Raw genomic sequence first — 12,644 nt, 5'->3', positions numbered from 1 at the left:
AAGCTAAGGAGATGTTACAGATATGGCGATTCGTCGTAGCAAGATTACTGTAGTCGGCGCAGGCTTCACAGGTGCGACAACAGCGTTGATGCTGGCTCAGAAAGAGCTTGGTGACGTCGTTCTGATCGATATTCCTCAGTTGGAGAATCCTACAAAGGGCAAAGCGCTCGATATGCTCGAAGCAAGCCCGGTTCAAGGCTTTGACAGTCAAATTATAGGTTCTTCCAACTATGAGGATGCCAAGGATTCCGATGTTGTTATTATCACAGCAGGGATTGCCCGCAAGCCGGGAATGAGCCGTAATGATCTCGTGAATACGAACGCAAATATCGTCCGCTCCGTATGTGAGAACATTAAAACATACTGCCCTAATGCTTATGTAATTATCTTAAGTAATCCAGTAGATGCTATGACATACGCAGCATTCGAAGCATTGGGATTCCCTAAAAACCGAGTAGTCGGTCAATCCGGTGTATTGGATACTGCTCGCTATTGTACATTTATCGCTCAGGAATTAAATGTCTCGGTTGAGGATGTACAGGGTGTTGTACTTGGTGGTCATGGCGATGATATGGTTCCTCTCGTTCGCTACACCAGCGTCGGGGGTGTTCCTCTCGAGAAGCTGATTCCTCAGGAGCGCATTGATGCGATTGTTGCGCGTACGCGTGTAGGCGGGGGAGAAATCGTCAACCTGCTTGGCAATGGCAGTGCATACTATGCGCCCGCAGCATCCCTTGTACAAATGACGGAGGCGATTCTGAAAGACAAGAAGCGTATTCTTCCTGTCATCGCCTACTTGGAAGGCGAGTATGGCTATCATAAGCTCTTTATGGGTGTCTTAGTCGTACTTGGCGGCGACGGCATTGAGAAGATTATCGAGATTGATTTAACGGATGAAGAGCGCGCAGCGCTTGACAAGTCTGCTCAGTCTGTACGCAATGTCATTCAAGTCGTAACGGCATAATCCTACACACCTTTGAATTGTTACTAGCTTGTGAACAATGGTAGACGGCAACTTGTTGTCGTCTATCTTTTTATGTTTCATCTGAATGATTTTAGTATAATAGATACTGTGTGATACGTTATGAAAATCAATCTTATTGGGGGGATTAAAGGTATGTGGTCTGCTTTTATGCTTGTACATATCTTGGGAGCCGTGCTGATGGGCTTCTATGGACTAGCTCCGTTCATTGCGGGTAAGCTGAAGGTTGCTGCTCCATCAGCTCAGGGAGGCGTGCTGTCTTCGATGATCACAGGCAATCGCATTGCTCAATTCATGCTGATTGTCAACTTCTTGACAGGCGGATACATGATGAGCATGGGAGAATACAGTGTGCTGTGGATGATTCTAGTCACTGTTATTTTCTTGGCTATTGCAGCGTTAAGCGGTATTATGGGAAAAGGCATGAAGCGTGCATTAGCAGCTGCTAAAGGCGACAAGTCCGATCCTGCTTCACTCGATAAAACAACGATGTTCAGCTCCATCATCTTTGTTTTATACGTCGTCATGATCGTGCTGATGGTTTACAACAAAATCTAACAAGCAACAAGGCCGCTCGAGCAGTAGACATGGAACGCATGTTTACGGCCAGCGGCCTTTTTTAATTAGAAATACAGGATAACAATTTATTCATTAGATAACGACCATTCACATTAAGCGGATTGAATGCTATCGCTGATATTGGTCGGTCTTGTATCCTTACGTCATGTTGGAAAATCAGTTATTCATCATTCGTGGAGTCTTATAGGCTCGACATCTCATCAAGCGTCATCGTAAAGCTGGGAGCAAGGGTTTGCAGAAAATAATCCACTTCCTCCATATGAAGTTGTCTAAGCTTCTCTTCGGTTTGTTGTTTGGCTACAACAAATTCTTGATTGCCTGCCCCAACCTCAAATGTACATTTTAAATATGCGTCGATTAGGTCTGCTGCTTTAACGTATCGTTTCAGCTCTGAAGAAGGGTCCTCGATGAGCGGACGATAGACATCGCGAATGCTTGATGGAATCATATCGATTAGCCGCTTTGCTGCCTGCTCTTCAATCTCTCTGAAGTTGGATAGGATGATGGGGTTATGATGCTTGATTGGTGTTGGAATATCGCCTGTAAAGACCTCTGTCGCATCGTGAAACAAAGCGAGTGCGACGGCTTCGTTCGTATTCAACTGGCGCCCAAATAGCTCATTGGCAATGGTGCAGAGCATATGGGTGGTCAGTGCGACATGGAAGGAGTGCTCCGCCACATTTTCACGAGTCGTATTACGCATAAGACTCCAACGCTCAATATACTTCAGGCGATACATATACGCATAAAAGTGATTGCGGCTAGCATCTTCGTCTCCAACAGGGGGTACTTCAGTTTGCGGAGGAATTGCCGATTCAAGCAGCTTCTCGGACTTTGTCTCTTCTACAGTCTCTGATGGTGTTGCAGCTTCAGGTCGATGTTCCACGTGTCTATTCATCCTTTCCGATAAGAAATCATCTTATTCTCATTATAACTCGATATCGGATTAGGAATCGATTGGAAAAGCTCTCGAAAAAGTAATGCTTTTCATGGTATGATGAAGGAAATGGAATTTATTTGATGATAACTTATAAAGATAAAGGCCCGGTGACCAATACGTCATCATGGGATATTAAACTAGCGCGCATCCGGGGCTGAGAGGAGCATGAGTGAATATGTTGCAACAGTTCAGACAGAGTGTGTATGACCTTATTGTGGAAACGTCTACAAATTTGCCAGGAGACGTACGTCGGGCGATTCGCAAGGCACATGAGCATGAAGATGCAGCGACGAGATCCGGCTTATCCTTGAGCACGATCGCTCAAAATATTGAGATGGCAGAGACGAAAGTGTCTCCGATCTGCCAGGATACAGGCATGCCGACGTTTATTGTTCATACCCCTGTCGGCGCGAATCAGATTCAAATGAAACAGGATATTTACGAAGCCGTTCGCCAAGCGACGATTGACGGGAAGCTGCGGACGAACTCCGTTGATTCTTTGACGGGAGCGAACTCTGGGGATAATTTGGGACCTGGAACGCCAGTCGTTCACTTTGAGCAGTGGGAATCCGATGATATTGAAGTGAAGCTGATCCTTAAAGGCGGCGGCTGTGAAAATAAAAATATTCAATATAGTCTTCCTGCGGAGATTGAAGGCTTAGGGAAGGCTGGACGCGACCTTGATGGTATTCGCAAATGTATTCTGCATGCTGTGTATCAAGCGCAAGGTCAGGGATGCAGCGCAGGGTTCATCGGCGTTGGCATCGGCGGCGATCGTACAACAGGATATGAGCTCGCGAAGCATCAATTATTCCGCAAGGTGGACGATAAGAATCCGAGTGCAGAGCTTGGTCAGCTAGAGGATTATATTATGAATGCGTCGAACCAGCTTGGCATCGGAACGATGGGCTTCGGCGGGGAAGTGACGCTGCTTGGCTGTAAGATCGGCGTGATGAACCGCTTGCCGGCAAGCTTCTTTGTTTCTGTTGCTTATAACTGCTGGGCATTCCGTCGTCAGGGCGTCCGCTTGAATGGAGAGACAGGTGCTCATCTTGAATGGCTGTATGAGCGCGGAACAGATGTCAAGATGAAGGAGCAGTCTAAGGAGGCGGAAACGGAGGTTGCGGCTTCTCAAGAAGCATCAGCAAGCCAAGGCAGTCGCCAGGTTGTTCTGACGACGCCGATTACGGAAGAAGCGATTCGTTCGCTGCGCGTCGGTGATGTTGTCATTATCAATGGGGAGATGCATACTGGCCGCGATGCTCTGCACAAATATTTGATCGATCATGATTGTCCTGTTGATCTGGACGGAGCTGTCATCTATCATTGTGGTCCGGTTATGCTGAAGGATGAAGAGGGCTGGCACGTGAAGGCAGCAGGGCCGACAACAAGCATTCGCGAGGAGCCTTATCAAGGCGACATCATGAAGAAGTTTGGCATTCGCGCGGTGATCGGAAAAGGCGGCATGGGAGCCAAGACGCTGGCTGCTTTGCAGGAGCATGGAGGCGTGTATTTGAATGCAATCGGTGGGGCTGCACAGTATTATGCGGAATGCATTAAGCGGGTGAACGGCGTAGACTTCATGGAGTTCGGTATTCCAGAAGCGATGTGGCACCTGCAGGTTGAGGGCTTCGCAGCGATCGTGACGATGGATGCGCATGGCAACAGCTTGCATCGCGATGTGGATAAGAGTTCCTTTGAGAAGCTTGAGCAGTTTCGAGATCCTGTGTTCAAATAAGCTAGATCAATCCCCTCAGTATAAGCTGAGGGGATTTCTCTGAGCGTAAACACAGCTTGCATGGCGTCATATGCAAGTGCGGCATCACTGCATTGCTCCTGCACGTTATCCTCTTTTGATCTTGAAGCCATTTCTCCATGAAGCTGAGAGTGAGAGGTCTATGTTATAAAGAAAGTTCCGGCAGGAGCTTTACAACTCCTTTACATAAAGTTAATAATTAAAGACTAGTCAAAATAGGGGAAATATCGTTACGATGTTAGAGAAACAATATACAACATAGGATAGGAACAGGGAGATGAGCTATGACTCGCTTTCGTACGAAATTAACCCTCGTCATTATCAGCTTAATTAGCATTTCCGTCATTACGGCTGGCATCTATATGGCGAATTCCTTTAAAAACAACTATATTGAGCAGCTAGAGCAAAATATGTCCCGGGAAATGCTTCTTATTGAACAGATCCTTCCGTGGGAGAAGATATCCTCTCTTCATGAGGAGTATGCCTTTTATTCCGAGTGGGCGAAGAAGCTGGATAAATCAACGCATTCTCGTGTTACTTTTATCAAAAGCGATGGAACCGTAGTAGGCGACTCGCTGTCGGATGTAAGAAAGATGGATAACCACTTGCTAAGAGAGGAAGTCAAGCTTGCGGAGAGCAATGCCTTTGGATCCTCGATACGCTACAGCAATACGCTAGACGAGAATATGCTGTACGTTGCGCTTCCGGTGAAGCATGCTCCGGAGTTTGACGGCTTTATTCGACTCGCAATGAGTCTCAAGACCGTCGATGATGGGGTGAAGGAGCTATGGGCTTATCTTGGATTAGGTTTATTTATCCTCATTCTGATAGCAGCTATTATTAGCTCTCGCATTGCATACAGCCTGACCAAGCCCATTGAGAACATGACTCGGGTAGCGAAGCGTATCACGCATATGGACTATCAGGCGAGAACGACGACCGTTGGCAGCGATGAGATTGGACAGTTGGGTGCGGCGATTAATGCAATGGCAGACAGCTTGCAGGTGCAGATGACTCAGATTCGCGAGCAGCAGAATCGCTTGCAATCTGTTCTTGAGCATATGATGAACGGAATCATCATGGTCGATGAGCAAGGGCAAGTTGTGCTGACGAATAAGAAGGCTGAAGAACTGCTTGGAATCAAGAGCAAGGCGGTTATTGGCCAATCGCTGAGTGAGACGAGAATTCCGTTTGAGTTGATTGAGATGGTGCATGAGACGCTTGATAAGCGCAATCTGCTTCATGATGAGCTGACGATCTATTATCCTGAAGAGCGGCTGCTTGATGTAAATGTTGTTCCGGTGTATTTTACCGATCAAGAATGGGCTGGCGTGCTGCTTCTGATGCAAGATATGTCTAAGATCCGTCAATTGGAGCGCATGAGAAGCGAATTCGTAGCGAATGTATCTCATGAGCTGAAGACGCCGATCGCAGCCGTGAAGGGCTTTACCGAAACCTTGATGAACGGTGCGATGAATGATACAGAGATCGCTCAATCTTTCCTCAAGATCATCCATGATGAGAGCGAACGCTTGAATCGTCTGATCGGAGACATCCTGCAGCTGTCGAAGATTGAGGCGAAGCGGGTGCCGCTGCTCTTCTCGCCGGTATTTATGCCTAGCTTCATGGAGGATACGGTGAATATGCTCCGCAAGGAAGCGGAGAAAAAGCATATTGACATCTTCATGACGGTGGAGGAGGATATGTATATTGAGGCGGATGAGGATCGACTCCGACAGATTGTTTTAAACCTGTTATCGAACGCGATTAATTATACGCCTGATGGAGGACGCGTTAATATTACCGCGGCTCCTCTCGAAGTGAATGATGCAGGCGATTACGATCAGGTCAGAATTCGGATATCCGACACGGGAATCGGTATTCCGAAGAAGGACTTGCCTCGCATCTTTGAGCGTTTCTATCGCGTGGATAAGGCAAGGTCGAGAAGCTCTGGAGGTACAGGACTTGGATTATCGATCGTGAAGCATCTTATCGAATCGCATCATGGCACGATTCAAGTGGAAAGCACCGTTGGGGTAGGAACGACCTTTACCATTGAGCTTCCTGTGATTCAAGAAGGTTGATGGGATCAAGCAACAGAATCATGGGCTGTTCATAAGGTGAGAGCCCTATGAGCAGCTCTCCTTCGAGCGCCTTGCAAGAGGCGTCCGTTGAATGCCGGTTATACTGGAGGAAATGGTGTGTCAGAACCTAAAGTGCTAGTCATTGAAGATGAGCCAACCTTGGCTCGGCTCTTATCGTATAACTTAACGTTGGAAGGGTATGCGACAACCGTTGTGGATCATGGAGGATTAGGCCTGCAAACGGCCTTAAACCAAACCTTTGACTTGATCGTCTTGGATATTATGCTGCCAGGGATGAATGGCTTTGAAGTCTTGTCCAAGCTTCGTCAATCCGGCAACCGTACACCAGTCATCATTTTGACTGCTCGCAATGCAGAAGAAGAGATTGTGCAGGGGCTAAAGCACGGTGCGGATGATTATATCACGAAGCCCTTTGGCGTTGCTGAGCTGCTAGCTCGCGTCGGAGCAGTGTTAAGAAGAACGTCCAATGATGCGATGGATCTCCCGACTTATGCCCAGGATAACGACGAGAAGGTGATCAAGGCAGGAGAACTGCGTATCTATCCGGAGAAGTACGAGGTTACTTTGGGCGAAGAGCTGATTTCCTTGAGACCGAAGGAGTTCGAGGTGCTCTTGTACTTGGTCCAGCGGCCAGGTATGGTCGTTACGCGTGACGACTTGATGAATGCGGTGTGGGGCTTTGATTACATTGGCGGGCAGCGTACAGTCGATGTTCATGTCAGCTCGCTTCGCAAGAAGCTTGAGCTGAATCAGCAATCCGTGAAGATTGACTCGATTCGCGGAGTAGGCTATAAGCTGGTGATTCAGAAGAAGTAGGCATGGTTTGATTTCATAAGCAACCGTTGACGTAAGGTCTAATTTGCTGACATATATGGATTTCAAGCACAAGGAAGCCAAGGGAAAAGACGCTAAGTCTATCCCTTGGCTTCCTTGTTTGCTAAGATGACCCATTTAGGACAAGTCCCGTTAGATATGGGTTGGTATCCGCTATGGCCGATCCTCTGCACGAAAATAAGCACCCCAAATAAATACAGCAGCGATTGACACGGCAACGATTAATAATGGGGCGTAAAAGATGAGAAACTCATGCACGCCTATACACCTCTTTTTTTACGGTTCAAGTAGTCAAATTGGTTCTCTACCGGTGACCCTAATGAATGCCATATAACGAACTTTTCTATAAAGCTCAATGAATCTAGGGTTGCATCTCCCACGTTATCATGCTTTTTTTGGTTTTTTCCCGCCTCTTACATAATGAGCATTGAACAGGAATAGCTTTAACAGCAAATAAAGCGATGGAATAAGGATGCAGAGTCCCGCTATAAACGCAATAATGAGCGCTTGCGCCATAGCTGGATTCGTAAAGTTATCATAAATCGTTAGATACGGATAGAGCAGGTAAGGCAGATGCGCTCTTCCATATCCAAACCATGCGAATCCGTATTGAAACATGACCGCAAGAAAAGCGATGCCATAATTTCTTCGCATCCATACAAGAATAACGGCGATGAGGAAAAACACAAAGGAAAGCACGAACATCCACGCATGGTTCAACATGTTCATAAAGTGCTCTTCATTGTGTCTCTGAATCGCGTAGAATACAAACAAACTGGCAAGTATCGTTGGCAGCGCCCATGATAGGGCATACTTCCTGACGATTTCCAATGCTGGCGCGTCCTGAGCCTTGGCTGCGTAATAGGTGAGAAACATGGCCGATATATACAGGACGCTTACGAGAGCAAGCACAATAACCGAATACGGATACAGGTTGGTAAAAAGCTTAAGAAAGCTGAATTGGATCTGTCCATTCTCCTCTAGGATGTAACCACCTTCTGAGATCGCAAGTACCGTGGAGAGTGCGGCAGGGATTAAGAGGCCGCTCGTTCCATAGAGGAACATATAGATGCGGCTGTCTCGCGAGCCGTAGGTACTAAAGGCATAATAGGATCCGCGGATGGCAAGCAGGATGAGCGCAAGGCTGCCTGGGACCAACAATGCCGTTCCATAATAATACGCTGTATCGGGAAAGAAGCCGACCAGTCCAATGATAAAGAATATCAAGAATACGTTCGTCACTTCCCACACGGGTGACAAGTAGCGTTCAATAACCCCATGAATAATGTGGCGTTTCCCGGAAAGGACGCTGTAATAACTGAAAAATCCTGCGCCGAAATCGATAGAGGCTACGATGAGGTAGCCGAACAGGAAGATCCAAAGAACGGTCATACCGAGCAGTTCATAGCTCATCACTTGCTGCCTCCTTCTAATCCCAGAGAGGAGATCTCGTCCTCAACCGGATTCTGTTTGAACATTTTGATCAGAATTTTTGCACTTGTGACAGTAAGAACAAGGTACAGGATCGCAAATACCCAGAGCATGGTGTCTACATGTCTTGAGGTTGTAGCTCCCTCTGCGGTCTTCATAATACCCCATAGGATCCAAGGCTGTCTGCCGACCTCGGAAAAGATCCATCCCGACTCAATAGCTAGAACAGAGAATGGAGCCCCAAGCACAACACCAAGCAGCAAAACCCTATGAATGGGCACGCCGCGCTTGCGATTGCGAATATCTGCAATAAAATACCATAACGCGACTAGGAGCAAATACATGCCTAGAAATACCATAAGATCAAATAAATAATGCGTCGTTCGAAGCGGTGGGTGCAGTTCCTCTGGCACCTCATTCAAGCCAGAAACGACCGTACCAGGTGTCCCGCCAGCAAGGATACTCAGTGCAAACGGAATCTTGATGGCGAACTTCACGTCATTCTGATCCGTCAGCACGCCGCCGACAATGAGGCTGGCTCGGTCAGTCGTCTCAAAGTGCCATTCTGTTGCGGCAAGCTTCTCGGGCTGGTAGGCATGCAGGAATTTCCCGGAAAGATCGCCGATTAGCACAGTGGCGAATGAAAAGACCAGCGCGCTAACCATCGTTAAGCGCAATGCTTTCTTGAAGTAGATATGGCGTCTGCCTCTTAGCATCGCTAATGCAGCGATAGCTCCCAAGCAAAAGGCGGCAGTTACATAAGCTGTTACCAATACATGTCCGACCTTCGTCGGCATTGCGGGGTTAAACATCGCAACCAACGGGTCGATGTTCTCCATTTGACCATTGACCAGGTCAAAGCCTTGCGGCGAGTTCATAAACGCATTGACGCTTGTGATGAAAAAGGCAGATGCAGATGAGCCAATGGCAACCGGGATGAGAAGCCAGAAGTGTAAGTATCTATTTTTGAACCGATCCCACGTATAGAGATAGATGCCTAGAAAAATGGCCTCGATGAAGAAAGCAAAGGTCTCCATAAATAGAGGCAGTGCAATTGTCTGACCGGCAACCCTCATGAAATTCGGCCACAGCAGGTTAAGCTGAAGACCAATCGCAGTACCTGTCACAACGCCTACAGCGACCGTGACGGTAAATCCACGAGCCCATCTTCTTGCCATAAGCAGATAATAAGGATCGTTCCGCTTGATCCCAATCCATTCGGCTAAGGCGATCATTAAGGGCACCCCTACACCTATCGTGGCATAAACAATATGGACAAAAAGGGTAAGCCCTGTAAGCATTCGGCTAAAGATTACGGGATCATAGGCAGTCATCGCATGTCACACTCCTGAAGTATTCATTTTATCTTGTATGGCCATGATAGGAATGAAGCGTTAAAGGGTTGGCTTCAATCTCTATCATCTCTCCCTATTTCACGTCTCACAAAAACTTTCGTATAAAGGCGAGCAGCATGATGAAGCCAACGACAAAGCTCGTAATAATCAAGCGTTTCTCTTGCTTGCGAATGCGCTCTTGATGTGAATTGGAATGATTCATGTATAGACTCTCCTTTTTACTGGAAATTCATTCTTATGATCTATTGCAGATCTACTGGGTATCTTGGGTCAATTGTAGTATTTCCATACGAATCCATGCGTTTTCTTTTTCGTCATGCCGCTCATTTCTTGATGTATTCAAAGATTTCAGACTTAATTGCAGATTTTACATAACCTTTACAATAATCGATCTCTCTATTAACAATGCCATGCTAAATTAGGACTTAAGTCGCTCGAGTAGATCTGTAGGAGGAGAGAAACATTGAGCATAGCAGCGATTGCAGAAAAACATATTCGAATGAGCCTTGTGAAGGAGCCTGCTTACCATAATCTCATTCAGCAAGCAGAGCTTGTGAGGTCAACAGAACTGATTGTCCATGTCCAAGCTTTATTTGAACGGAATGAAAAGCTTCGTATACTCGTCGTCATCGATCAAGAAGATCGGCCGATTGGCTTTGTGCTTAGAGAACGCTTCTACGAGCGAATGGGGACGCGCTTCGCCCCAGCGTTGTTCAATCTGAAGCCGATACAGCGTCTGATGGAAAGCAATGTTCTTGTTCTGCCTTATGGAATGGAGGCTTCCGCTCTGCTGGATCTTACAACAGCGCGCAACGAGGAGTATATGTACGACCCCGTGCTATTTGAGCATGAGGGACGATTTGCTGGATTAATGACTTCTAAAGCTATAACAGAGCTCTCAAAAGATATTCGGATTCAGCATCAAGTTCGTGAGGAGGAAGCGATCCAGTCCGCCTGTGATTCGCTGTCAACGATTCGGGAGCAGGCTGATCTCGTGCAAACGGAATCGACGCTTGGACTTCGACATGCTGATGAGATGATGAAGGAAACGATGAAAACGAAAGGGGTGCTGTCACAGGTCGTCACTTCCGTGGAGACGATGACGTCTCGCGTCAATGATCAGAAGCAGCAGATGGATATATTGTCTCAGCACACAGATGCTGCTGTGAATGCAGCTTTGATCATTCGTGAATGGTCAGAGACATGCCAGGTGCTGGCCTTGAATGCTTCAATCGAAGCAGCGCGTGCAGGCGAGCATGGCCGTGGATTTGAAGTGGTTGCAGCAGAGGTGCGCAAGCTTGCGCTCTTGACGAAGGCGGCCACGGAGCAGATTGAGGAGACGTTGGCAGCTATGAAACAATCGCTCGAAGCTACGATGACAGGCAGCGAGGCCTCCTTCAAGGAAGCGCACAATACACAGCAGGATATATCGGCAACCATCACCCAGCTTGAACAATTATTTACGGCGATATCAGACAACAGGGAACGACTGCAGCAAGTTCACACCAGCGCAACCATGATGTCCCAATCCGCACGCCAGGCATACGATGAATTGCACATGGAGCATTACAATTAATTAATATTTTACACAGCGTTAACAAAAGCCTGAAACAGTGTTAACATTCACCCTTTACACTTACAGCATAGCAACAGAAATTATACTTCAGTTAAGCACACAGAAGGAGTGACCCCCTTGAATAAGCTAGGAAAAAGATTAATGACTTTGACTGTAATTGCGCTCGTACTTACATTATTGTCCGCATGTGGTGGTAAAGATAACAGTGGGCCAGCGTTGTCCGGCACGATAAATATTGACGGTTCCAGTACCGTATTTCCTATGACAGAGGCCATTGCCGAGGAGTTCAATGCAGCGCATAAGGATGTTCGCGTATCCGTTGGTACTTCTGGAACAGGCAGCGGCTTTAAGCGCTTTGCACGTGGTGAGATCGAACTTAGCAATGCATCGCGTCCTATCAAAGAAGAGGAAGCACAGGATGCGAAGAACAATGGTATTGAATATCAAGAGCTGACTGTGGCTTATGACGGCCTCGCGATCGTCGTAAACAAAGAGAATGATTGGGTAGACAAACTGACTGTCGATGAACTGAAAAAGATCTATGAGCCAGATTCCAAAGTAAAAACATGGGCAGATGTCCGTGCAGGCTGGCCGGCAACGGAGCTTCGCATTTATTCGCCAGGATCTGAGCACGGTACCTTCGATTACTTCACAGAAGCGATTAATGGCGAGACCAAGGCAATGCGTAATGACAAGCAAATTACATTCAGTGCGGATACGAATGCGATCGTTCAAGGCGTATCCGGCGACAGCACTGCAATCGGATACTTTGGCTACTCCTTCTTCGAAGAAAACCAAGACAAGTTGAAGCTTGTACCTGTAGATAACGGAACTGCAACCGTTACACCGTCTCCTGAGACTGTAAAAGACGGCTCTTATTCGCCGCTATCTCGTCCATTGCTTGTGTATGTAGATAAGGCAAAGCTGTCCAAGCCAGAAGTAAAGGCATTTGTTGAATTTTACTTGGAGAATGCAGGAGCAATTGCACCTGATGTTGGATATGTCCCTCTTCCAGATGAGAAATACACGGAGCAGTTGGAGCAACTGAAGTAAGTTCCGAACGATAAGAGTCAAGAAGCAAAGTGA

Annotated in this window: 11 protein-coding genes; 7 read left to right on the top strand and 4 right to left on the bottom strand. The window is 47.0% G+C overall.

Annotation, left to right across the window (positions count from 1 at the left end; all coding sequences use genetic code 11):
- Positions 1–22 precede the first annotated feature (22 nt).
- Positions 23–964, top strand: coding sequence for a malate dehydrogenase (gene mdh / locus I2H74_RS04120; RefSeq protein ID WP_195571857.1), 942 nt, complete (start codon positions 23–25; stop codon positions 962–964).
- A 153-nt stretch (positions 965–1,117) separates the two neighbouring features.
- Positions 1,118–1,540: a hypothetical protein gene (locus I2H74_RS04115; protein ID WP_195571855.1), complete on the top strand. Its 423-nt coding sequence runs from the start codon at positions 1,118–1,120 to the stop codon at positions 1,538–1,540.
- Positions 1,541–1,742: 202 nt separating this feature from the next.
- Here I2H74_RS04115 and yfbR read toward each other — a convergent pair whose 3' ends face one another.
- Positions 1,743–2,369 (bottom strand): 5'-deoxynucleotidase, encoded by a 627-nt coding sequence (gene yfbR / locus I2H74_RS04110; RefSeq protein WP_324254006.1) that lies wholly within the window; start codon positions 2,367–2,369, stop codon positions 1,743–1,745.
- A 307-nt stretch (positions 2,370–2,676) separates the two neighbouring features.
- Between yfbR and I2H74_RS04105 the strand changes: the two genes are divergently transcribed.
- The 3 genes from I2H74_RS04105 (at position 2,677) to I2H74_RS04095 (ending at position 7,178) form a co-directional block, all read left to right on the top strand.
- Positions 2,677–4,239 (top strand): fumarate hydratase, encoded by a 1,563-nt coding sequence (locus tag I2H74_RS04105; RefSeq protein WP_420707416.1) that lies wholly within the window; start codon positions 2,677–2,679, stop codon positions 4,237–4,239.
- 302 nt (positions 4,240–4,541) lie between these two features.
- Complete coding sequence (gene pnpS, locus I2H74_RS04100; protein ID WP_195571851.1) at positions 4,542–6,341, top strand: two-component system histidine kinase PnpS; 1,800 nt, start codon at positions 4,542–4,544, stop codon at positions 6,339–6,341.
- A gap of 117 nt (positions 6,342–6,458) precedes the next feature.
- Positions 6,459–7,178 carry a response regulator transcription factor gene (locus I2H74_RS04095; protein ID WP_195571849.1) on the top strand — a complete coding sequence of 240 codons (720 nt, stop codon included), beginning with the start codon at positions 6,459–6,461 and terminating at the stop codon, positions 7,176–7,178.
- Between the two features lie 171 nt (positions 7,179–7,349).
- Here I2H74_RS04095 and cydS read toward each other — a convergent pair whose 3' ends face one another.
- The 3 genes from cydS to I2H74_RS04085 all read right to left on the bottom strand — a co-directional run bounded on the left by cydS (position 7,350) and on the right by I2H74_RS04085 (position 9,961).
- Complete coding sequence (cydS, locus tag I2H74_RS25245) at positions 7,350–7,454, bottom strand: cytochrome bd oxidase small subunit CydS (protein WP_420707410.1); 105 nt, start codon at positions 7,452–7,454, stop codon at positions 7,350–7,352.
- 126 nt (positions 7,455–7,580) lie between these two features.
- Positions 7,581–8,609, bottom strand: coding sequence for a cytochrome d ubiquinol oxidase subunit II (locus I2H74_RS04090; RefSeq protein WP_195571847.1), 1,029 nt, complete (start codon positions 8,607–8,609; stop codon positions 7,581–7,583).
- Positions 8,609–9,961: a cytochrome ubiquinol oxidase subunit I gene (locus I2H74_RS04085; protein ID WP_195571844.1), complete on the bottom strand. Its 1,353-nt coding sequence runs from the start codon at positions 9,959–9,961 to the stop codon at positions 8,609–8,611. Before I2H74_RS04085 ends, I2H74_RS04090 begins: the two co-directional genes overlap by 1 nt.
- A 484-nt stretch (positions 9,962–10,445) precedes the next feature.
- Between I2H74_RS04085 and I2H74_RS04080 the strand changes: the two genes are divergently transcribed.
- Together I2H74_RS04080 and I2H74_RS04075 are read left to right on the top strand one after the other, a co-directional pair.
- Entirely contained in the window at positions 10,446–11,558 is a 1,113-nt protein-coding gene (locus tag I2H74_RS04080; RefSeq protein ID WP_195571842.1) for a methyl-accepting chemotaxis protein, read from the top strand.
- A gap of 117 nt (positions 11,559–11,675) precedes the next feature.
- The gene (locus I2H74_RS04075; RefSeq protein WP_229106319.1) at positions 11,676–12,611 is read left to right on the top strand and encodes a PstS family phosphate ABC transporter substrate-binding protein; all 936 of its coding nucleotides are present in this window, start codon (positions 11,676–11,678) and stop codon (positions 12,609–12,611) included.
- The last annotated feature ends 33 nt before the right edge of the window (positions 12,612–12,644 follow it).

Source organism: Paenibacillus sp. 1001270B_150601_E10 (genome assembly GCF_015558675.1).
Classification (GTDB): domain Bacteria; phylum Bacillota; class Bacilli; order Paenibacillales; family Paenibacillaceae; genus Paenibacillus_B.
This window is presented reverse-complemented; position numbering and strand designations above follow the sequence as displayed.

Coding starts and splice junctions, on each gene's coding strand:
- I2H74_RS04115 (WP_195571855.1), top strand. CDS start 1,118: ATGTGGTCTGCTTTTATGCTTGTACATATCTTGGGAGCCGTGCTGATG.
- I2H74_RS04085 (WP_195571844.1), bottom strand. CDS start 9,961: ATGACTGCCTATGATCCCGTAATCTTTAGCCGAATGCTTACAGGGCTT.
- I2H74_RS04105 (WP_420707416.1), top strand. CDS start 2,677: ATGTTGCAACAGTTCAGACAGAGTGTGTATGACCTTATTGTGGAAACG.
- I2H74_RS04090 (WP_195571847.1), bottom strand. CDS start 8,609: ATGAGCTATGAACTGCTCGGTATGACCGTTCTTTGGATCTTCCTGTTC.
- pnpS (WP_195571851.1), top strand. CDS start 4,542: ATGACTCGCTTTCGTACGAAATTAACCCTCGTCATTATCAGCTTAATT.
- mdh (WP_195571857.1), top strand. CDS start 23: ATGGCGATTCGTCGTAGCAAGATTACTGTAGTCGGCGCAGGCTTCACA.